We start from the raw sequence: 21,825 nt of genomic DNA, 5'->3' as shown, positions 1-21,825 counted from the left end.
GCTCAGGCCTTGACCTCCCAGCCGGGCTCGTAGTCGAGCGCCCACAACTTCATTGCCTCGGCATTATCTGGTCGGCCGCTCGCCGCATCGATACGCAGCACCGCACCGGTGCGATACGCCATGTTGCCGAGATGGCAGATCGTGGTGCTGACCTGCCCCTCCCCCACCGGCGAATTGAGCGCAGGCGCACGGCCACGGATCACGTCGACAAAGTTGCCAGCGTGCAGCATATCGAGCGCGCCCTCACCCACCGTGCCGGTCGTTTCGGATTCCGCCGGGGCCTGGACCTTGCGAACCGATTTGCCTGCCAGATCGAAGATTTCGAAGCCGTTGCGGTCGACCAGCGCCGATCCCCTGGTGCCATAGAGCAAGGTGCCGCGGCCGCGTCCGAAGCGCGCAATGCCATTGCAACTCTGCCCATCCCATCGGATCGTCTTGCCGTTGCCATAGGCGAGGTCGAGCTGGAGCGTATCGTACATCTCCCAGTCGTCGCCCCGGTGAAAATGGCGCGCGCCGCGCGCATCGACCGTCTCGGGATAGCCCAGGCCCATCAGCCAGCGCGCAACATCGATTTCGTGCAGCGCATTGTTGCAGATTTCGCCGGTGCCATAGCGCCAGAACCAATGCCAGTTATAGTGTACGAGGTTTGAGCGATACGGGCCGCGCGGGCGAGGCCCCTGCCACAGATCCCAGTCGAGATGCGCTGGTGCCGCCACCGCTTCGCCACGCCCGATCGACTTGCGAGCATTGGCGTACCAGGTCTCGCCGTGATACACGTCGCCCAGTTCACCCGCGCGGATCAGATCGGCAAGCTCCCGAGTCTCGCGGCTCGATCGTTGCTGGTTGCCGATCTGGAGCGTCCTACGGTAACGCTGCTCCGCCGCAATCAGCGCCTCGCCCTCGGCCGGCGCCATGCTCATCGGCTTTTCGAGATACACATCGCGTGATGCCGCCATCGAATCGATCGCCAGCTTGGTGTGCCAGTGATCGGGCGTCGCAATGGCCATGATGTCCACCCCGCGCCCATCGAGCACGCGGCGATAATCACGTTCGAGCTTCGGCGCGGCATAGCCCTTCGCAACGAACTCGGCGGCGCGCTTCGGCAGGACCAGCGCGTCGACGTCAACGAAATGGGTTACCTCGACATTGGGCAGCTTGGAAAAAGCCGCATAATGCGCCTGCCCGCGCCCATTGAGGCCGACGACAGCGACCTGCAGGCGGTCATTGGCCCCACGCACCCGGGCATAGCTTTTCGCGCTCATCGCGACGACGCCCGCGCTGGCCCCGATTCCGGCCAGCACCCCACGGCGCGACATCCCCTTCGGTTCACTCATCAGCGCAGCTCCCGCAGCTTGATCGACCGGAAGTCAACCTTGTCGCCATGATCCTGAAGCAGGATCGGACCTTTTTCCCACTCGCCGAAGCGCGGCCAGTCCTTGTACTTGCTTTGCGCCACAAGCGCACGGAATTCAGGACTGCCACGCTCATATTCGACAACCTTGAAGCCGTTGAGCCAATGCTCAACCTTCGCACCGCGCACGATCAGCGTCGCACGGTTCCATTCGCCGGGCGGGTTGAACCGCTTGCCCGAACTGTCAGGGTCAGAGAGGTTCTTGGCCGTGATCAGGTCATAGAGCGAGCCGAGTGTGCGATTGCCGTCGCGGCCCATCTTGGCGTCGGGGTGGCGCTCGTCATCAAGCAACTGATATTCCAGCCCGATCGCCGAGCCCTCGCCCTTGAGGAGGTTGGGATCGACGAAATATTTGATCCCGCTGTTCGCGCCCGGTGTAAGGCGAAAATCGACCGAGAGCTCGAAGTCGGAGAACTCCCGGATGGTGATGATGTCACCGCCATTGCGGGATTCATAGCCAGCCGACGCCTCGACCGTCAGCATCCCATCGCTGATTGACCAGCCCTTCGGCGGAAAGGTGTCGAGCTTGGCCCCGCGCCAGCCACGCGTCGTCTTGCCGTCCCACAGCAACGTCCAGCCGCTGGCGCGTTCAGCATCGGTGAGACGGTTGACGAGGTAGCTCTGCTGCTCGATCGCAGGGGTTGCGCTGGAGGCATATCGGGCAAGGCCGCTTGTCAGAATGCGCACGTTGCGGAAGCGGGCCTCCAAACCTTGCATCGCCGGATCGTCAGGCACGGAATGGACCTGGAAAGCGATGAAGCCGCGCGCATCCATGTCGTCGATCAAATCGGCGGCCGGGACGCCATTGACGAAGGTGCGGATACGGTTGTCAATCGCCTCGACCCGGTAGCTGTTCCAATCGCCGGAGCGGAAGGCCTGCCGCGCCGCTTCGTTGCGACCAAGAGTGTAGAGCCACTGGCGACGCTGTTCGTCATAAAGTCCGCCGGACCAGCCGCGGCGACTGGGGTCAATCTCCAACTGATAGCCGTGGACCACCCCGTTACGGTAATCGGGGCGGCTTTGCCCGCGGATCATGACACCCGAATTGAGCTTGGGATCGGTCTTCGCCTCGAACTCCAGGATGAAATCGCCGAAGATCTCCTCCGATACCAGCCAACTATTGGGTGTGCGAAGGACCGATCGGCCGACAACTTCGCCGTTTTCGAGCCGGTAGCTCGCAGTGCCGCCGGTCACACGCCATCCTGACAAAGATGCATCGGGCGTAAGCGAGCGCCACGGCGCGGTCTGGGCCGTGACGGCAGGCGCGATCAACAGCAACATGGTTGCGACGGCGAGGCGGAACAGCGAGCGGAGCGTCATGGAGCGATACAGCCTTGATCTGGAGCCTGGTAAAGTGAGCCGGGGCGACGTGCATCGCCCCGGCAGGGTTATGGGCGTCAGAAGTTGAAGGAAGCCCGAATCCCACCATAGCGGCGGAAGTCGCGAGGCAAAATGCCAGCGGTTGCACGGCGGTTGCCGAAGTCCCCGAAGCGGTTGGCGAAGCCTGCAAAATATTGCTGGTCGAACAAGTTGTTAACGAAAGCAGCTACCTCGAACTTGCGATCCTCTCCGCGCACCCCCAGTGCAAGATTAACGATGTGAAAGCCCGGCTGGAACAGTTCCGGGTCGAGGTTGGGCGAATAGTTGAGGTCCGTCTGATAATTCCATGCCGCCTGCACGACGCCGCGAAGCCCTGACGATCCGAGCGGCGGGGTCCAGTTGAAATTCGCAGCCAAGCGCCATTTGGGCGTTTGCGACGGCCGCGTTCCGCTCAGATTCTGGCGTGTCGGCTGACCGGGACCGGGCGACACACAACCTTGCGCCGCGGTTTGCCCCGGGAAGCACTGCGCAACCGGGAAATCGTTGACAATCGCATCGAGATAGGTTGCCGCAAACGACAGGTTCACATCGCCCAGCGCAGCCGACGCTTCCAGTTCCAGACCTTTTGTGGTGATTTCACCCACATTTGTCAGACGGAAGTTCGACGTGCCGTCAGGCAGCACCTCGATTGTCTGGGCCTGAAGATTTTCATAGGTCGCGTCGAAATAGGTGGCGTTGACGGTGAGGCGCCGGTCGAAGAACTGTGTGCGAACACCGATTTCCAGGCTGCCCGCAGTTTCAGGCCGAATGGGCCCGGCGGCGGCACGATTGGCGTTGAACCCGGTCGTCAGATCGTAAGTCTGCCCCTTGTAGCCGGTCGCGTAATTGACGAAGGCCATCAGGTCGTCGGTGAACTCCTGGCGAACGCCAAGCCGGTATGTAACCGCCGTGTCGTCAGCATTGCCCGAGAAGAACTGGTTACCCGCCGCCACATCAAGAAAGGTATATTCGACCTCTTCCTGCTGCACCCGGAGCCCGCCGATGAAGGTGGTACCCTCGATCGGCTCGAGTTCCAGCTGGCCGAAGGCGGAATATTGTCGCGACCCGGAGGTGGCTGACCAATTGGCGATAGCATAGCCGTTCAACGCGCCCGCCACCGGGCCGCGCACGAAGGGGCGTTTAAACTGCGTGTCCGCGAAGAAGGCGCCGAGTGTGTACCGCAGCACCTTGTCGTCGGGTGACAGCAGCCGCAGTTCCTGCGTCCACTGTTCGGAGTCGAACGTGCCGATCTGATTCTGGTCAAAAGTCGGGGCAACGTTGAGCTCATCCGAATCGAAGAAGTCGTCGAGCTTGAACTTGTCCCACGAGGTGATCGATACGAGCGTGTGGTCAGCGACCTCCCATTCGGCCTTCAGCGTCAGACCGCCGCCGGCATATTCGGTGCCCGTGAACCGCTGGTTGTTGACCTCCTGATTGCCCAGCCCGACTTCGATGCCCGGGCTCAGATAGACGGATGCGGGCAGCGTCGCGTTACCGCGGAAATTGGCCGCGGGATCGAGCCGGATCAACGGCCGGCCGAAATCAGTGCGGCCATCGATATAATTGCCGGTGAGCATCACCCTAAGGTCGTCGACCGGCTCCCACAACAGCTTGACTCGGGTGGTGAAGACCTCCCGGCCGTTGACTTCGCCGCCTCTGACGAGGTTTCGGACATTGCCATCAAAGAACGAATAGCTGCCCGACACCCGGTAGCCAAGCGTGTCGCTGATCGGTCCGGCGACGCTGAAATTGACGCCATATTCCTCATCCGTGGTGCCGATCGCGTTGATCGTACCCGTGAAGCTGGTCGTCGGATCCTTGGTCACGAAGTTGATCAGGCCCGCCGAGGCGTTCTTGCCATACAGGGTCGATTGCGGCCCGCGCAGCACTTCCACGCGCTCTACGTCAGGAAGATCGGTAAAGGCACGCGCCTGAAATGCCAGCGGGGCATCGTCGACCTGAATGGCGACGCTTGGCTCGACACCGATCGAAAAGGCGAAGGTGCCGACGCCGCGCAGCGTGATCTGAGCGTTCTGCGGATGCTCGGCCGGGCGGATCACGAGCGATGGCGAAACCTTGCCCAGGTCCGAGAACTGGCGGACGCCTGCCGCTTCGAGTTGGGCCGGATCGACCACCTGAAGGGATAGCGGCACGTCTTGAAGCCGCTCCGACCTTTTCTGCGCGGTCACGACGATTTCGCCGGTCGCGGACGACCCTGCCGCTGCCACATTCGCCGATTCCGCATCACCATTGTCCTGCGCCAAGGCGGCGTCAGGCGCACTGAATGCCATCGCCGAAACCAAAAGCGCGAGTACTGACGTCGATTGGGTCAACTTCGCCACAGCCATTCTCCCCTTTGCCGGCGTCCAAATTGATTATGGACGCATCATCGCACCACCACAGTAGATAATGGTCGGACAGGTTGCAAGTGCCTATCTTACCAAATTGGGGTGATATAGGCGATTTGGGGCCTGTAGGAGCGCGATCGCCGCGATTACGGCCATATAAGTGGAAATTGGCCTGTCCGCTTTGGCGGCTCATGCGACGTCAGCGCATAACGGAAAGGCTTCGCACCTTGCTTTGAACTGCGCTATCACAACGGCTTTCGCGGACGACCGCTGATTGCTCGTCGACCAGAGGTTCGCGGATCCTTTGCGATAATCATCGCCGCAATAGCTAAGTCAGGCGCACAGGGCAGTCGCCTTGTGCACAAAGTACAGGCTCTCGCCTTGGCGGTTGCTAACGCCTCGATCGTTCGTGAAGCTTGATCTCATAAAGCAATTTTGCAGGGCTGGTGTCAGCCACCGGCTTGCGCCCAAATGCATCGCCACGCAGCTTTACAAGCCAGCGATCGCTTTTCCAATGTGCGCGGTGATACGCCTTCCTTCTCCCGCTTGGCAGCCATGCCAAACAAGAGGATGGTAGCGGAGGAGGGATCCACCAAGGTCACTTAACCAGCTGTTATACCGCTATTTCTCTATCAGCTTCGCCAAAAATACCCCCTGTAATACCCCCATCATGGGACCTTTGCGATGAGCAGAAATTAGATCGCAGCAGGCCGTTCCACCTGACGGAGTGACGTGCTTCCCTGAATTGTGACCGCTTTTTTGGTAGAGTCTGACAGGTTCGTGAACGCAATGCCGCCGACAAGCGCAAGTTCAAGATCTGGCTGACCGATCGCGGATGCGCGCTGGAAAGCGAGCTGATGTGCTATGGTGCGAAGATCAACCAGATCGCCGCGCAAGGCATGGATCAGGCCGAAATCGACCAATGCTTAACAGTGCTCAAGCGAATGTCGGAAAATCTTGCCGAGGCATTCTCCGAGCAATAGGTTCTGGCTAGTGCACGGATTGCCCGACGCCCCGGCATAGCGAAGCCGGTCTATTTTCGCGCATGGCCACATCTCGTTCGACCGGGTGATCTTGGTGTGGAACCAATCAGCAGCCTCGATCACCGCTTCGACCGGGCTGGCCGGGTGTGGAATTTCTGGGCAAATCAAGATCATCCAAGGCGCCCGGAGCACAAGGGGCCATTCAAAGATCGATCGCAGTAATCCCATCGAATGTCGCCAATGGTCCGGTGGACATCTGATCTTGACTGTTTCCCAATTAAGTATACCAAATTTCTGCACCGGGTCGAATTTCAACCTCAAGCTGACAGAAACGAGTCATGTCCCGCGCCTCGGATCTCGCACACAGCATGATCAAGGAAAAGATCCTGAGCGGCGAGTTGGCTGGCGGAGCGCCGGTCACGGAAGCATCCTTGTCAAAATTATGCGGGATTTCACGAACACCTGTGCGAGAGGCATTGCGCAAGCTTGAAGCTGAGCTTTTGGTGATCCGCACGGATACCAATAGAACGATGATCGCGCACTGGTCGCATGATGACGTGATCGAGAGCTTTGAACTGCGTGCCTTGCTCGAAGGCAGGGCCGCCTACCGCGCCGCCGCGCGGATAAGCGACGCCGACATAGAGAGACTGCGCGTTGCGAATCGCCGGATCTGTCAGGCGATTGACAAGCCCTCGGTGGACACGGACGCCTTTCTCGATGCAAATCACGAGTTTCACACCATTTTTCACCGGGCGGCAGGATCGCGTCATATTGCAAGCCTGCTCAACGGCTTGATCGAGCGGCCAGTAATCTCGCGCACCGTTCACCAATACAGTCGCGAAGAACTGCGCCGATCTTATGATGATCATGAGCAAATTATCGGCTCCTTGGCTCGCGGCGATAGCATTATGGCCGAAACGCTGCTGCGGTCTCACATCATGCGCGCCTACCACGCTTTTGTTGAATCCCGTCCCGATTTGAGCCAAGTCCAAGAGATAGAGCGAGAGCAATAATGTATACGAAAAATGTCGAGATACTTGAGGTCGGCCCTCGCGATGGCTTGCAGAATGAAAAAACCCTCATATCAACTCAGGATAAAACTTCGCTCATCGATCGCGCGATTGCTGCCGGTGCACGGCGGATCGAAGTGACCAGCTTTGTCAATCCTCGGGCCGTGCCACAGATGGCAGACGCCGAAGCCGTTTGCGAGCAACTGCCCGAGCGCGCAGATGTCACCTATGTCAGCCTTGTTCTCAATGCGCGCGGTGCCGCGCGTGCGCTGGCCACCGGACGGATCGACCAGCTTGGGGCGGTTGCGGTTGCGACCGACAGCTTCGCCATGGCGAATCAAGGCCAGACGAGCGATGGCTCGGTTGAAGTGGCTCGTGAAATTATGGAGAAAGCGCGCGCCGCTGGAAAAACCGGCCAGGTCACTATTGCCGCGGCCTTTGGTTGTCCGTTCGAAGGGGAAGTGGCCAAGGATCGAGTCGTCGCCATGGCGGTCGCTCTGGCTGAGGCGCAGCCGCTCGAAATCTGCCTTGCTGATACAATCGGCGCCGGCAATCCGGCCCAGGTCGCTTCGCTATTTGGCAAAGTTCGCGCGGCGGTGCCGCGGATTCCGTTGAGGGCCCATTTTCATAATACGCGCGGGACGGGTCTGGCCAATGCATGGGTTGCTGTTCAGGCAGGGGCGGTCACGATTGATTCGGCGCTGGGCGGCCTGGGCGGCTGCCCCTTTGCGCCGGGTGCAACCGGCAATATCTCGACCGAAGACGTTGTGTATATGTTCGAGCGAGCCGGCATCGACACGGGTTTTGACCTTGATGCCCTGGTTGAGGCCAATCACTGGCTCGGCGATCTGATGCAGCGCAGATTGCCGGGAATGGTCGCCCGTGCGCCGCTTTTTCCCTCTTCATCTCAGGAAAAACGCTGTGCCTCATAATCCTTCCATGCAGTTCAACCGTTTGCAGCAGACTGGGCGGTTCCTTCGAAAAACAGCAGCGATTGGCGAGATTCAGAGGTCACCGCAAGATCGCAAGTCGAACCTTGCCTCAGCCATGTGCGCCCGCGGAATTGGCTTTGGGGATAAAGTATGATGACGCCTTCCAACAGGGGTGCCCTTGCTGACATTCGCGTCGTTGAACTTGGTCAGCTCATTGCTGGGCCCTTTTGCGGCCAGCTGCTCGGCGACATGGGCGCCGATGTGATCAAGGTCGAGCCTCCCGGGGCAGGCGATCCGATGCGGCTCTGGGGTCAGGGCGAAGAAAAGGTTCAATGGGAAGTAATCGCGCGCAACAAGCGGTCGGTGACCTGCAATCTGCGGATCCCCGAAGGCCAGCAACTAGCGCGCCAGCTGATCGCCAAGGCCGATGTGCTGATCGAGAATTTCAAGCCCGGAACACTCGAAAAATGGGGTCTGGCGCCCGAGGATCTCTTGCGCGAGAACCCGGGGCTCATCATTGCGCGGATGTCGGGCTATGGCCAAAATGGCCCCTATGCCGCTCGCGCCGGCTTTGGCGGGATCGGCGAAGCGATGGGCGGCTGGCGCTATATCGTCGGCGAACCCGATCGCCCGCCCGCGCGCATGGGCGTTTCGATCGGCGATACGCTGTGCGCCACCTATGGCTGCATGGGGGTGCTCGCCGCGCTCCACCATCGCGAGCGCACCGGCGAAGGGCAGATCATCGACACCGCGCTCTACGAAGCGGTGCTGCAGGTGATGGAGGGGCTGGTTCCCGAATATGACCACAATGGCGTGATCCGCGAGCGGTCGGGCTCGATCCTGCCGGGCATCGCCCCTTCGAACGTCTATAAGTGCAAAGACGGGATGTTCATGATCGGCGGGAACAAGGACGAGATCTTCGCGCGTCTTGCCAAGGCCATGGGGCAGGAGGAGCTTGCCTCCGATCCGCGCTTTGCCACCCATATCGCGCGCGGCAAGCACCAGCGCGAGCTCGACGAGATCATCAACCACTGGACCGCGCAGCGCACCGTCGCCGAGGTCAAGCAATTGATGATCGACCATTCGATCCCCGCCGGCCGACTCTATTGCGCGCCCGAAATGATCGAGGATCCGCATTTTCAGGCGCGCAAAGCGATCATCGAGGTCGAGACCAAGCGTTTTGGCAAGCTCAAGATGCAAAACGCCTTTCCCAAGCTGTCGAAGACCCCTTCGGGGGTGCGCCGCCCCGCCCCGGCGATCCCCGGAGAGCACAACGCCGAAATCTATGGTGCTTTACTCGGGCTTGATGCGACTGCGCTTGAAAAACTGAATGAGGCTGGCGTCATATGAACGAAGACCTATCCGCAAACTATGCTGACGCATTTTCAAACCATCTGGAGCCTGGTAACAAGCCAGCTCTGCTGATCGTCGATGTCGTGATGGCTTACCTGGATCCCGATTCACCGCTTTATGCGAATGCAGAGGCACGGTGAGATGATGGAACTCGAGCAGCGCATCGCAACGATGAACCAGGAGATCGAAGACATCGCAGCGCGCAGCGATACCGCACGCCGCCTCATGACTGTGCGGGGCATCGGCCCACTGGCCTCGACCGCTCTACTGGCAGCGGCCGGTTCCGGGCAGCAGTTCAGCAAGGCTCGTGATCTCGCGGCCTGGCTCGGCCTCGTACCGCGCGAACACTCGACCGGCGGAAAGAACAAGCTGCTCGGTATCAGCAAACGCGGCAACAAGTATCTGCGAAGGATGATAGTCCATCGTGCTCGATCCTGTGTCACACACCTTGACCGCAGCCGGGACAGGTTGGGGCCATGGCTCGATGGGCTTGAGAGCAGGATGCATAAGAACAAAGTCACGGTTGCCCTGGCAGCCAAGATCGCCCGCATTGTCTGGGTGATCCTGACCAAGCCGGGTGCTACCTACGAGCGGCGAATTCCAGCGTTCAGCTGAGCAGCGCCGCCACCAACTGCGAGGTTCGTGAGAGTGATGACGAGACAGTGGACCAGCGCATCGTAAACCCCTGCAAAAAAGCGGGCAGCAAGCCCGAAGCATTTATCTGGGAACGAGGCGCGCGGATCTCATCAAGGCCTGGCCGCAACAGCGGCCCACTCGCGAGAGGTCGGATACATTTGTGCAGACTGGCACCGTCAACACCAATCGACCCTTGCATGGACAGGGCGGGTCATACATTTTCTGCTAGGAGATCCTTCAACGCCACGTTGTCCAGCATCGTGTCGGCCAGCAGTCGCTTGAGCTTCGCGTTCTCGCTCTCAAGCTCCCTCAGCCGACGGGCCTCGGACACCTCCAGCCCGCCATACTTCGACTTCCAGTTGTTGATCGTCGCTTCCGACACCCCGTGCCGCCCGGGCCACGTCAGCAGTCTTCGCGCCTGCCTCCGCCTCCTTCAGCACGCCAATGATCTGCTCCTCTGTAAACCTCGATCTCTTCATCTCGTCTGTCCTTCTCGTAGGGCCGGACTCTAATCAAGCTTGGAGGAAAATCAGGGGGTCACGTCAGATGTCGCGCTCCTCGGTTACCCGCTGCAGCTCGCGCTTCAACTGCCGGATCTCGGCATCTTTCGATCCTTCCTCCGGGCGCTGCGCGAACTTACGCTTCCACGCATACAGCGAGTGCTGGCTTACCCCGAGCCGCTCCGAAACCTCCGCTACCCGGTAGCCCCGCTCGGTGATCTGCGCCACCGCATCGCGTTTGAACTCATCACTGAAATTAGCCTGTCCCATCGTCGCCTCCTGTCCTCAAATTTAGGAAAGAAGGCGTCCACAAATCTAGGGGCTATTCAACCTGCATTGCAACCTGACCCGCAGCATCTGGTCATCAGCAAGCAATAGAAGTGCCGGCGAGTTTTGCGGCGGATATCCTTGACCACCTGTTCGGCAGGCAATTTAGACTTTGGGGATTTGGGCTTCATCTTCGTTCCTCGGTCACTACGACAAAGCCCAAATGCTCCTTGACTTACAACCTCAATTCTTTGCCATGGGCGCTGACGGGGGATGCACGTGAACGCATCCCAGCGGCGCAACATATAGTTGATCGCCTTGGCGAGATCGTGATTGCGTGAAAGCTTGGCAAGCTGGGCGGTCATCCATTTCAGGCTACGGCGTCGGGATGAGCCTTTGCGAAAGCCTCCAATGCCCCACAGTTCTTGTCGATTCTTTCGAGAATCGGGAATTGCGCCATATCGACCTCAAAACGGCGCGCATTGTATATCTGCGGGATCAGGCAGCAATCCGCGAGCGTGGGCGCATCGCCAAAACAAAAGCGCGCCTGTTGTCCATTGTGCGCTGAAATGATCGCTTCGAGCGCCTCGAACCCCTCGCAGATCCAGTGCCGGACCCACTCGTTCTTGGTTTCATCGGACAGACCCAGCGGGCCAACGAGATATTTGAGAACGCGGAGGTTGTTCAAAGGGTGAATGTCGCAGGCGACAGCAAGCGCGCATTGTCGGACAAAGGCACGATCCTTCGGATCATCCCGGGGCAGCAACGGTTTTTCCGGATAGACCTCATCCAGATATTCGAGAATGGCCGCCGATTGGGCCAAAGACCAACCATCCCCGGTTTCCAGCACTGGGACGAGCTTTGCCGGATTGAGGGAGGTGAATGGCTCCGACATTTGCTCGTCCTTGCGGAAGTTGACCGGACAAGACGTGTAGTCCAGACCCTTCAGGTTGAGCCCAATCCGGACGCGGTATGATGCAGAGCTACGAAAAAATTCGAAGAGTTTCAGCATGGGATCGGGTTCCTAGATCGGGTAGATGATCGCATTGGGGATCATCTCGCTGTCGATGACGCAAACCCTCTTGGCGAACTTCAATGCGCCGTCTTCCTCGACGATTTCATCGAAATAACGACCGACGCAGAAGACCTCACTCAACTTATCCAGCTTGGTGCGAAAGGCGCTGAAATTGGCCTCGCACTGCACGAGCCTGCCCTTGCCTGATGCACTGTCCTCGACGCTGGAGACGAAGGGCAATCCGGTTATGTTGCGTTGATGATAAGGGTCATGGAAAATGGTTTGCGTAATACCATAGGCGCGATCCTTCATCATTCCCTTGCTGCTCAGGACAAGAGTGGAAAGCGGCAGATTTTTTTCGAAATTTTCGCGCGCGGTGATACGGTAGTATGGTTCCGATGAAAAAAGATCTACCCAGGCTTCAAACTCACGCTGGTTTATCGCCCTTTCGTAGGAGGCATAAAGCTGCGCTATCCTATTCAATTCAAAATTGTCAGGCATCTTAAACCTCCATTACCTCGCGCCAGTATTTATACATGCCGCGGATCAGGTTCTCGCTTGCAATGACGTTGGCTTCTTCGGTACCGCGCCCACCCATGAGCGCAATCATCCGATCCGACGGATTGGCCGAGAAGCCTTCCTGAGAAAATTCGAGCACCTCTCCATCATCGGCAGAGACATAGCCCGAAGGACCAAACAGATTGGCCTGCTTGAGCCTGCGCGCATGCATTTCCTCGTCGTCGTCCTCAAAGCCGAAGTGAGTCCAGACAAAGTCAAAGGCATTCGGTCCGGATGGCTGGATATGCCGGGTGGAAAGGCTGTTGACCTGCTGCTGGATGATGACACTTGGGAACAAGGTCATCATAGTTGCCGTATATTCGCCCCACCATTCCTCATGGACGATGTCGATCTGGCTGGGATCGTTAAGGGCCATGTCCGCCTTGAAGCTCGTGACACCGGAAACGAGCTCGGCCTGCGCTTGCTGAACACTGCGCGTGCCCGCCATCACGGCATGGCGCTTTGTCGGATCCATCAGGAGCCTCATTTTGTTGTCAGCGCGCCACAGACCGAAGGTCACGAACCAGGTGTGCAGAAGGCCCGCATGATAAGGATCCTTGATGTTCTCCATCATCAACTTCCAGTTGGAAGGGATCCTCTGCTTGTTGTAGCCAAGGATGACGAGCTTGCGGCCATCGAATATCCGGTCGAAATAGCGCAACACCTCTTCGCCAAGATAATCTTCGAAACTCTCGACATCCTGATCGAAAGAACCGAAGATCACGCCCCCGCGTGTCGCAATTTTCAGCTTGCGAAGGCCATTTTCTTCCCGTTTGAAATCGGAAGGCATACCCCCGGAAAGCTTGCCGTCCTGGCGCAGTCCGCGCTGGTAAGGCACGCCGCGCAGATTGCCTTGCAGATCATAAATCCACTGATGATAGGGGCAGACGAATTCCCCAACATTGCCATCGCGAGCCCGGCAGAATTTCATCTTGCGGTGTGCGCACAGGTTTTCAAATCCGTTGATCGCACCGCTCTTGTCGCGCACGACGATGACCGAACGCTCCCCGATGACCGTGCGTTTGAAATCGCCCGGATTGGGAATTTCTTCCTCAAGCCCAAGGTAACACCAGTGCCCGTTGTAAAAGAGACGTTCCAGTTCACGCTCGTAAACCTCTCTATCGGTATAGATGCTGAGAGGAATATTCGCGCAATCTCCGCCTTCCCATCCGATCGCTTCTTTCAGGCCATCCTGTTTCATTGCCTTAACCTCCGGTCATCTATCCTGGTTGGGCTCGGTGATGAGCACCTCGATGGGCCGCAATTGCGAGATCGTTCCCACCATTTTGTCGCCGGGTGTTACCGGACCGACCCCGGCAGGCGTTCCGGTCATCAACACATCGCCTGGTTCAAGCGTGTCAAATTGCGAGAGAAAGGCGAGGCTCTCCGCCACGCCCCAAAGCATCATGGAAGTTCGGCTCTCCTGGCGGGCCTCGCCATTGACGGTGAGGACGATCTGCGAATCCGGCCACTCCTTGGCTTGACGGATCGCTCCGATCGGCGCTGATCGGCTGAAGGATTTGCCAAGCTCCCAGGGGCGCCCCTTTTCCCGCGCTTCGAGCTGCAGGTCGCGCCGGGTCATGTCGAGGCCCACAGCATAGCCGAAAATGGCTTCGATCGCCTCTTCCTGTGTGGCGTTTCGCAATGGCGCCCCCAGCACGGCCACCAGTTCGAGCTCATAGTGGAAATTGCTGGTCTGCGGTGGATATTCGAGTTCGATCGGATGGGCTGCATCCACCGCTGCATTGGCCGGCTTCATGAAGAAGAACGGCGGCTCGCGTTCATCCCGCCCCATTTCGCGGGCATGAGCCGCGTAATTCTTTCCCACACAGTAGATACGGTTGACCGGAAAGCATTTATCGCTCTCCTCGATCGTCAAGGTAGGAGATGGCGGAAGTTCAAAGCAAAGTTCGCTCAAGATAATTCTCCTGAAAATTCAGTCATGCACGTTACAAACGCGCCTCGCGCCACAAGCCGAGCATTTTCTGGACGGGCCGGTCCGAATAGCTGTAGAGAACCGTCTCTTCGGCCGCAGCGATTTCCAGCTGATGCCAAGAAGGCACGATGAAAATATCGTTCTGTGCGAAGGGGAATTCCTGGCCTTCGATAAAGGAAGTTCCTCGCCCCTCGAGGCAGACATAAATTGTTGAATCCGTGCAACGATAGGCTCGCGTGCGCATCCCTCGGGGCAAGAGCTGGAGAAATGCTCCGATCGTCGGGATGGGGGAGGAGCCCGTCGCCGGATCGATATAGCGAAGCTTGTATCCAAAATGGTCATCGGTCGGCGAACTGGCGATCTTTTCGACCGATCGGAGCGCATCGACATAGGGATAGACGAAGAGCTTGGTGGCCATCCCCTGCTCGCCTTCGAAATCGACGGGCAGCATGTTGCTACCGTAACGCGCACGCGCATCGCCCTCCGGTCTCTGAACGATCTGCGATTTTTCCGGAGCGCCCTCGCGAAAACCGGCGTTCAGCAATTCAACGATCGGAATATCGAGCCCGTCGAGCCAGATGACTGGCTGGTCACCTTCATTGCCATGATCGTGATAGGTCCAGGCCGGCGTAATGATGAAATCCCCGCGCCGCATGGTCGTGCGCTCGCCATCGACGGCCGTATAGGCTCCCTCCCCCGACAAGACGAGGCGGAGAGCCGATTGCGTGTGGCGGTGCGCAGGAGCCACCTCGTTGGGGAGGATCAGTTGAAGGCCCGCATAGAGACTGTCGCTAATGCGCGATTGCCCGCGCAAGCCCGGATTTTCCAGCACCAGAACCCGGCGCTCGGCCTCTTCTGCCGAGATAAGATCGCCCGCCTCCATGAGATAGTCCCGCGTCTGGGCAAAATCCCATTTGTAGGCTTGCGCGCGAGGAGTGGGCGTTTCGGGAACGAGCGCTCCGAGCACTTCCCACAAGGGGGTAAGGTTGTGAGGATCAATTTTTTCATAAAATGCCTGGCGGATATTGTGCCCTTGGCTCGCCGTCTTACCATCAGGAGACATTGACGCCCTCCTCTTCAACAAAATTGATCTCGGCCTCGGTGAAAAATATTGCGTCCTGATCGAGGCCAGCTTTCATCAGGCTCATCATGAGGGGCAAAACAGCGAAGCCGGGGGCGAAGACATTGGCCTGCTCCGCCTTGATCCGATGGCGTTCGAGCTGGATGAAATCGATCATCTCGGTCGTCGAACCACGTCGGCTGGTCAGCCTCATCGATGCCTTCGGCTGCGGTCCGTTGAACACGACGAGCTCGCTATTGGGCAGATGTTGCGTGCACAAATTGCAGATACCGTCGACCAGGTGCATGAAGGAGGCCGACGGCTGCAACAGGAACTGCACCGCTCGGTTCGGATTCTGCGCGATCAGCGCCTCAACGATCGAGCGCACCGCGACCATTCCAGGGCCAACCCCGCAAACCAGGGCAGCGGCCTCGTCTTGCGGCAGGACATAGCCCTTTCCGATGGGTCCGACGAGCTTGAATTCCTGCCCGGCGGACATCCCCTTCTTCAATTCAACCAGGAACGGTGGCTCTGTGTCTGCTTCGACAAGGAAGCTCAGGGTCGACTGACCAGGTGCATTGGCGGGAAACAGGAGAGGGGAGCGCCCCCGATCCATGGAAAGAGCATATTTCTGCCCTGGGAAAAAACGCGCCGGCCTTCGCCCGATATCGAAGTCAAACTGGATGACGTTGGTCTCTATCTCTTCAAGAGCAGTGATCCGGCCGCGATGATACTGGAAGGGGACGTTCACCGCCGGTCTGACCGATGGGAGACGCACCCCCATGTCCATCGAGATGTTTCTTTGGCACGCAAGAAAGGCCTTGTTCTTCTGCATCAGGACCGCCTGCTTGTGGCGATCGGGCGCAAACAGATCGAAAGGTTCCACCTCGCACATACCGCAATTGCCGGTCTTGCAGCTGTAAGAAATGGGCAGACCTTCCCGAAGAAGCACGTCGAGCAACCCTTCGCCTTCGTCGCATTGCACGATCCTGCGTATCGGTTTGACTTGGACGATCATGCCGATTTCAGCATTGCATTTCCTCGAGAACAGGATCGTGTCGCGGAAGCGCGACAATTTCAGGAGCCACATCGACGCGCAATTCGCCGATCTCGCTGATCCTCGCCTCGATCCTATCTCCCGCTTCGATGGGCCCGACTCCTTCCGGCGTGCCAGTAAAAATGACATCGCCAGGATTGAGTTGATACATCGAGGAGGCGTATTCGATCAGCTTGGGAACGTCGTAGACAAGATCGCGGGTGTTGGCCTTTTGACGAATCTGGCCGTTGACCCGCAATTCCAGGCCGAGACACCCCGGATCGTCAATCTCGTCCGCTGTGACCATCCACGGGCCAAGCACCGCAAAGCTATCAGCCGACTTGCGGAAACTTTGCAGTTCCGGCCCCCGGATGGTGATGTCCAATCCGACCGTATAGCCGGCCACATATTTCAGGGCCTCATCGCGCGTCACACCGTGGCACTGTGTGCCGATGATCACCGCAAGTTCGATCTCATGATCGATCCTGCGCCCTGGATAACGCAGGCGGATAGGTTCGCCAGCCCCGGAAAGGGCGCTGTTGGCCTTTAGGAACAGCCCCCAATGCCAGATGCTTTTGGTCATGTCGCGACCATGGGCAATTTCTTGGTTGGCCGCCGTTTCCTCGATGTGCGCGCGATAGTTGATCGGCGCGTTGATCAGCTTCGATGGGTTGGCGACAGGGGCTTCGAGCCGGACATCCGCGATCGGCGTGGGCGTGGCCTGTTCCTTCAATTCCGACATGAGCGGGAGCAATCGTGCAAGCTCCGCGATGAATATGTCCTTTTGCGGAAACGGCCAGCGGCTGTCGGGAAGGCAAGCCAATGCCCCGCTCACGTCGAAAACTTCATCGCCCTCGACGATCCCGACCCGATCCGTATTGAACCTGCAGATTCTCATCTGCTCCGCCTCTCTGTGTGTCTGCGCTCAGATCTCGAGCTCGTCGCCGCCATTGACGTTCATGATACCCCGCACGCCAAGGCCGCCATCGGTATTGATGACGACGCCCGTCGTCGGTGCCGCGTTCTCCTCAGAGGCGAGCAGGACATAAGGCCCGCAATATTGCTCGGGCGTCGGCGCCATACGCAGCGGCGTGATTCCGATGATCAGCTCGTCGAAACCCTCCATCGCCTTGAGGCTCTGGTTGTCCGTATCGGTCGCCTTGAGCCCCGAGAGATTGGTATGCATTCCGCCTGGCGCGACCCCATTGACCCGCACCTTGGGCGCCAGCTCATGAGCCAGTTGCCTCACCAGCCCGACCACCCCGTGCTTGGACGCAGTGTAGACCGGTCCGCCTCCACCAGTATAGAACCCGGAGTTGGAGATCGAGAAGATCATGTTGCCCTTGGAGCGGACCAGCTCGGGCAAAGCAGCGCGAGCGCCAAGGAGCCCACCCTTGAGGTTGACGGCCATCAGCTCATCGAAAGCGGCCGCCAGCTCATCCCCCTTGTATTCGGCAAGGGGCTTGAAAAAGTCAAAGACGCCCGCATTGGCCACGAAACAATCAAGCTGGCCAAAGCTCTCAACCGCCTTGGCAACCGCGGCTTCATTGTCGGCATAAGAGGTGACATCGCCAACATGAATCTCCACCTTGTCGCCCAGCTCGTCCTTGACCTTGGCCGCGCGCTCTGCATCGCGCTCCATGACGAGAATACGCGCGCCTTCTTTGACAAAACGCCGCGTCAGTGCCAGCCCAAGGCCAGCGCCTCCGCCAGTGATCAACGCAATCTTACCTTCCAACCAACCCATTCTTGTCCTCCTTGATCCGCACGCCGACCCAGCGCTCAAACAAGGTCGAGCCTACAGATTTCTTGCTTTATGCAGGCGCTTACAGGAACAGCGTCATATTACGGCCCTGCACACAGCGCTCCGGGAACGCAATGAAGCGCTTCACGAACTTGAACCCCTGATCCGGGGTGATGACCAGCTCGTCGTGTCGGGAATAGATGAAATCGTCGATCTCATACTGCCGACGCATGCGACGAAGGTGCCAATTCGTCCGCACGAAAAGCCTGTCTTTTGCGCTACCTTTGGTAACCTCGAGGTTTGTGCCGATCCGCACATAAGCCTCGTGTGGATTGACGCGCCAATTCTGCGGATGCAACTGCTGCTCCACACGTGCATTGAGCGCACCGTGATCATCGTCGTAGATGAAAACGCTGTCGGGCGGCGAATAGCGACGCTCTTCGATGTATCGCAGCTGTCGGCTGATTATGACATAACAAATGTCGGGATGGATCATCTCGTCGAGCCATTCCCGCACCCGCCCGGTATCGAGCAACCTCGCTTCGCGATTGGTGAAAGCCTGCACCCTGTGAAGCAGATCGTGATCGGCGATCAGCTCCGGATCGCCATCCCATACATCCGCGCCCATCGTTTTGACGATTTGATTTGCGTTTTCCATTTTATAGCATCCTGAAAGCCTAGATTTTGCAAAGGGATGATCAGCAATCGGCGTCGATCAATTGCTGCTTCCATCCCTCGTCATTCAGATCGAAAGCATCCCAAGAAGGAAGCTTCAGGATCTCGTCATAAAAGCGGTAGTATCCGCGGTAGGACGTTTCGCCGATCGCCGCCTGGCCGATCACGCCGGGCATTTCGTCCATCACCGTGTCGTTGCCGATCCCCATCTGGGCGTTGAGTCGCAACTTGCGCGACTGCCAACCTGTCGGTAGAAGCGAAGCCGATTCCATGTTGTCGTTGTCGTCAGCTTCCCAGTAGCCTGCGGTTCCGAAGGTTCCGTGTACGCCGTTGTAGATATCCCGCTTCAGATCCTCGGGCGTATCCTTTTCCGCGATCGCCCAGGTCCAAACTTCCGTCTCGCTCGGACCACGCGGCTGCCAGATCTTGAACGTGTTGGTCCCCCAAAGGTAGGAAACATTCGGGAACAACGAACCGTTGAGATGCGAACCGTAGAAACGTGCCTTGAGCTCCCCGTATTTCTCCGCGATCTTGCCCTTTTTCGTGGCCTGCCAGGCCAGGATTTTCTCGGCCGTCTGCGCGGGTTGGCCGCCCGGATTGACATCGTAAAGAATGCCCAGTCCGTGGCCAAAGCGCGTTGCAATCTGCGCACCAGCCCCTGCGGGGGGCAGCCTTTGATTTCCCGACATCGGGGAAAACATCGAACGGCTCACCGCCAAAGAGGAAGCATGAGTCCACCCAACGTGATAGGCATCACCAACAAAATTTTCAGTCGGCGCTTTCCAGTTGCAATGAACGATCGAGCGCGCCGGCGCACCGATCAGTTCCACACCCCCGCTCGCTTCCATCCAGATATCCAGATACCAGCGGACATCGCCCAGATAGTCTTCAAGCGAGATCGCCCCTGGATCGAAATTGCCGAACAGGAAGCCGCGATAGCTATCAACCTTTGCCACCTCTTTCAAACCGTGCGCGCAGCGGTCGATCTTGCCGCCATAAAGCTCCTTCTCGAAGGGGACGGTCGCCAATGACCCATCGGCGGCGTAGGACCACCCGTGATAGCTGCAGACGAAGGCACGCCGGTTCCCCGCCTCGACAGGGCATACGCGAGCACCGCGGTGCCGACAGACATTGAGAAAGGCCTTGACCGTTCCGTCCGCTTGGCGAACCACGAGGACTTCGTCTTCGCCCATTTTCGCAGTAACAAAGTCGCCATAATTCGGAATGGCCGACTCATGAGTGAGAAAGAGCCAGCAACGGCCGAAAATCTTCTCCATCTCCACCTCATAAAGATGTGGATCGATGAACATACTGGCGGATTGCAAACCACGCTTGGTGTCGATCAGGTCATCCATAGCATAAATCCCAATTTCAATTTTTCACTGGCTCGATAGATATTCATCAAGGAAGAACAATCGGTCGTTCCCCCACCACATTTCCTCGCCAATCATCATGATCGGCGCGCCGAATACGCCGCGCGAATGCGCTTCCTCATTGCTTAATCGGTAGGCATCTTCGGCTTCTTCGGAGTGAACATAGGCGAGAAAGGCATCTGGCTCCCACCCCAACTCGCTCGCTATCTCAGCCAGCAGATCCTCGCTCGACATGTCCTGCCCCTCACCCCAGGAATGGGACCAAACATGGCGGACATAATCCTCGTACTGCCCCTTGGCCTCGGCGAAAAACACGCCCTTATTGGCCAGCTCCGACTTCAGGGATGGAGGAAAGGAGATCGGGATCTTGTACCGCTCAGCCCAGCGATCGAGATCCTTACGCAGATAGCGCAACTTGATAGGCATCGACACATTGGGCGGACCGGTATTGCCTGCAGCCAACTTGGCCGCAGGCAGATCGATCGGGCGATAGCGCAGTTCATAACCGTGCTTGCGCGCAAGCTCCGGCAATTGGCTATGCGCCAGATAGGCAAACGGGCTCATGAAATCGAAAAAGAAATCGATCACCTTGGTGCGCTGCTCCATCACTCGCGCCTCACGCCAAGCTCTTGTGAAGTTTTGCCCAACGCCGCCCGGACTCGCGCCCGCCTTCGAGATAATCCTCGGGAACAATGTTGTAGGGCGGACGACAAGGACCAGCCTTCGTCCATCCTGCGGCATCCATCCGCGCCTTTTCGAGCGGGATGTTATAGGAAGAAAAGACCTTGAACGAGCCCTGCGGAAAGAGCGTCTGATAGGTCTGTGCCATCGCGCCGGTCAGCTCTTCGGCCTTGCTCCAATCGCCTGACGTCTTGGCCTGCGCCACCGCATCACGCAAAGCGATCACCGGGTTGGGACCGCATACCGCGCCGCTCGACCAGAAGGCCGTGCAGAATTCCGGATCGATCTTCGCCGCCGCATAGTAGTCAATATCGATCGGCAAAAAGCGGATCCGTCTTTTCGTCAGGTTGAGATCCGGCACCAGTGCGCCAATGCCCAGATATTTTGCAGTGACAACCTGCGGGATCTCGGAAACCTGCGCCCAAAAGGGGCGCGGGAATTCGAATTTGAAGGCCTCCGGATTTGCGTAGATGCAAATCGACATGTCGGGGCAGGCTTCCGCAAGATCGCGGTAGAACTGCACGGCCGTGGGAACATCGGGCGCGCACCACATCGGCGGACCGACCATGGTGCCATCGACCCCGATATCGCGCGCCGCGCGCGTTTCATCGATTGTGGTGCGCGTCGACAGGGTCGAAGTCCCCCCAAAGACAGGCACCCTGCCGCCTGCAGCCTCGACAAGCGCCTTCATGAAATCGCGCTTCTCATCCCAGGTCAGCGTGGCCACCTCCCCCAGCGAACCGAGCGTCAGGATGCCGTTGGCCCCTGAGTCGATCAGCGCTTTGACGACCCGCGCGGTTTCGTCGAGATCCACCGTATCGCGCGCATTAGGGTCCTCTGCGTTGGGCTTGGACGGTGTGGGCATGATGGCCCACACCCCCTGCACATCAGCCACCCCTACTCTATGACTAGCCATTGCAATAATCCGATCCTTCCTGCCTCTGGCTC

22 protein-coding genes and 2 pseudogenes are annotated in these 21,825 nt (G+C 58.6%); 5 read left to right on the top strand and 19 right to left on the bottom strand.

Annotated elements, in window-relative coordinates; translation table 11 throughout:
- Positions 1-2 precede the first annotated feature (2 nt).
- From ENE74_RS15285 to ENE74_RS18310, 4 genes are all read right to left on the bottom strand, one after another.
- Entirely contained in the window at positions 3-1,334 is a 1,332-nt protein-coding gene (locus tag ENE74_RS15285) for a Gfo/Idh/MocA family protein (RefSeq protein ID WP_241242036.1), read from the bottom strand.
- Complete coding sequence (locus tag ENE74_RS15280; protein ID WP_241242035.1) at positions 1,334-2,731, bottom strand: 3-keto-disaccharide hydrolase; 1,398 nt, start codon at positions 2,729-2,731, stop codon at positions 1,334-1,336. The genes ENE74_RS15285 and ENE74_RS15280 overlap by 1 nt, the downstream gene beginning before the upstream one ends.
- A gap of 77 nt (positions 2,732-2,808) precedes the next feature.
- Positions 2,809-5,118, bottom strand: coding sequence for a TonB-dependent receptor (locus ENE74_RS15275; protein WP_127691778.1), 2,310 nt, complete (start codon positions 5,116-5,118; stop codon positions 2,809-2,811).
- A 695-nt stretch (positions 5,119-5,813) separates the two neighbouring features.
- Positions 5,814-6,041, bottom strand: coding sequence for a hypothetical protein (locus ENE74_RS18310; RefSeq protein ID WP_164847506.1), 228 nt, complete (start codon positions 6,039-6,041; stop codon positions 5,814-5,816).
- A gap of 428 nt (positions 6,042-6,469) precedes the next feature.
- On the opposite strand from ENE74_RS18310, the gene ENE74_RS15270 reads away from it, so the two are divergent.
- The 5 genes from ENE74_RS15270 (at position 6,470) to ENE74_RS15250 (ending at position 10,011) form a co-directional block, all read left to right on the top strand.
- Complete coding sequence (locus tag ENE74_RS15270) at positions 6,470-7,114, top strand: GntR family transcriptional regulator (protein ID WP_241242034.1); 645 nt, start codon at positions 6,470-6,472, stop codon at positions 7,112-7,114.
- On the top strand, positions 7,114-8,043 hold the full coding sequence (locus tag ENE74_RS15265; RefSeq protein ID WP_127691776.1) for a hydroxymethylglutaryl-CoA lyase: 930 nt from the start codon (positions 7,114-7,116) through the stop codon (positions 8,041-8,043). The genes ENE74_RS15270 and ENE74_RS15265 overlap by 1 nt, the downstream gene beginning before the upstream one ends.
- Before the next feature lie 153 nt (positions 8,044-8,196).
- A complete protein-coding gene (locus ENE74_RS15260; protein WP_127691853.1) occupies positions 8,197-9,393 on the top strand; it encodes a CaiB/BaiF CoA transferase family protein in 1,197 nt (398 codons plus the stop codon).
- A complete protein-coding gene (locus ENE74_RS15255; RefSeq protein WP_176473487.1) occupies positions 9,390-9,536 on the top strand; it encodes a hypothetical protein in 147 nt (48 codons plus the stop codon). Before ENE74_RS15260 ends, ENE74_RS15255 begins: the two co-directional genes overlap by 4 nt.
- Before the next feature lies 1 nt (position 9,537).
- Positions 9,538-10,011: an IS110 family RNA-guided transposase gene (locus tag ENE74_RS15250; protein ID WP_241242033.1), complete on the top strand. Its 474-nt coding sequence runs from the start codon at positions 9,538-9,540 to the stop codon at positions 10,009-10,011.
- Between the two features lie 235 nt (positions 10,012-10,246).
- Here ENE74_RS15250 and ENE74_RS15245 read toward each other — a convergent pair.
- From ENE74_RS15245 to ENE74_RS15175, 15 genes and pseudogenes are all read right to left on the bottom strand, one after another.
- Positions 10,247-10,511: pseudogene (locus ENE74_RS15245) on the bottom strand (transposase); the annotation flags it as partial.
- 66 nt (positions 10,512-10,577) lie between these two features.
- Positions 10,578-10,802: pseudogene (locus ENE74_RS15240) on the bottom strand (transposase); the annotation flags it as partial.
- Between the two features lie 56 nt (positions 10,803-10,858).
- Positions 10,859-11,164 (bottom strand): hypothetical protein, encoded by a 306-nt coding sequence (locus tag ENE74_RS18305; RefSeq protein WP_164847501.1) that lies wholly within the window; start codon positions 11,162-11,164, stop codon positions 10,859-10,861.
- Positions 11,165-11,169: 5 nt separating this feature from the next.
- Positions 11,170-11,811, bottom strand: coding sequence for a maleylacetoacetate isomerase (gene maiA / locus ENE74_RS15230; RefSeq protein WP_127691775.1), 642 nt, complete (start codon positions 11,809-11,811; stop codon positions 11,170-11,172).
- 12 nt (positions 11,812-11,823) lie between these two features.
- The gene (locus ENE74_RS15225; RefSeq protein WP_127691774.1) at positions 11,824-12,315 is read right to left on the bottom strand and encodes an aromatic-ring-hydroxylating dioxygenase subunit beta; all 492 of its coding nucleotides are present in this window, start codon (positions 12,313-12,315) and stop codon (positions 11,824-11,826) included.
- A 1-nt stretch (position 12,316) separates the two neighbouring features.
- Entirely contained in the window at positions 12,317-13,573 is a 1,257-nt protein-coding gene (locus ENE74_RS15220; protein WP_127691773.1) for an aromatic ring-hydroxylating dioxygenase subunit alpha, read from the bottom strand.
- Positions 13,574-13,588: 15 nt separating this feature from the next.
- The gene (locus ENE74_RS15215) at positions 13,589-14,290 is read right to left on the bottom strand and encodes a fumarylacetoacetate hydrolase family protein (protein WP_127691772.1); all 702 of its coding nucleotides are present in this window, start codon (positions 14,288-14,290) and stop codon (positions 13,589-13,591) included.
- Between the two features lie 31 nt (positions 14,291-14,321).
- A complete protein-coding gene (gtdA, locus tag ENE74_RS15210) occupies positions 14,322-15,371 on the bottom strand; it encodes a gentisate 1,2-dioxygenase (RefSeq protein ID WP_127691771.1) in 1,050 nt (349 codons plus the stop codon).
- The gene (locus ENE74_RS15205) at positions 15,361-16,458 is read right to left on the bottom strand and encodes a 2Fe-2S iron-sulfur cluster-binding protein (RefSeq protein WP_164847505.1); all 1,098 of its coding nucleotides are present in this window, start codon (positions 16,456-16,458) and stop codon (positions 15,361-15,363) included. The genes gtdA and ENE74_RS15205 overlap by 11 nt, the downstream gene beginning before the upstream one ends.
- Complete coding sequence (locus ENE74_RS15200; RefSeq protein WP_241242032.1) at positions 16,394-17,146, bottom strand: fumarylacetoacetate hydrolase family protein; 753 nt, start codon at positions 17,144-17,146, stop codon at positions 16,394-16,396. Before ENE74_RS15200 ends, ENE74_RS15205 begins: the two co-directional genes overlap by 65 nt.
- Positions 17,147-17,329: 183 nt before the next feature.
- A complete protein-coding gene (gene hcaB / locus ENE74_RS15195) occupies positions 17,330-18,151 on the bottom strand; it encodes a 3-(cis-5,6-dihydroxycyclohexa-1,3-dien-1-yl)propanoate dehydrogenase (protein WP_127691768.1) in 822 nt (273 codons plus the stop codon).
- 79 nt (positions 18,152-18,230) lie between these two features.
- A complete protein-coding gene (locus ENE74_RS15190) occupies positions 18,231-18,806 on the bottom strand; it encodes an aromatic-ring-hydroxylating dioxygenase subunit beta (RefSeq protein WP_095386346.1) in 576 nt (191 codons plus the stop codon).
- Positions 18,807-18,846: 40 nt separating this feature from the next.
- Complete coding sequence (locus tag ENE74_RS15185; RefSeq protein ID WP_206517735.1) at positions 18,847-20,178, bottom strand: aromatic ring-hydroxylating oxygenase subunit alpha; 1,332 nt, start codon at positions 20,176-20,178, stop codon at positions 18,847-18,849.
- A gap of 24 nt (positions 20,179-20,202) precedes the next feature.
- Positions 20,203-20,802, bottom strand: coding sequence for a 2-hydroxychromene-2-carboxylate isomerase (locus ENE74_RS15180; RefSeq protein WP_095386344.1), 600 nt, complete (start codon positions 20,800-20,802; stop codon positions 20,203-20,205).
- 10 nt (positions 20,803-20,812) lie between these two features.
- Positions 20,813-21,772 carry a dihydrodipicolinate synthase family protein gene (locus ENE74_RS15175; protein ID WP_478403541.1) on the bottom strand — a complete coding sequence of 320 codons (960 nt, stop codon included), beginning with the start codon at positions 21,770-21,772 and terminating at the stop codon, positions 20,813-20,815.
- Positions 21,773-21,825: the final 53 nt, after the last annotated feature.

Source organism: Sphingobium algorifonticola, assembly GCF_004005485.1.
GTDB lineage: Bacteria > Pseudomonadota > Alphaproteobacteria > Sphingomonadales > Sphingomonadaceae > Sphingobium > Sphingobium algorifonticola.
The sequence above is the reverse complement of the archived record's forward strand: the minus strand, read 5'-3'. Positions and strand labels throughout refer to the sequence as shown.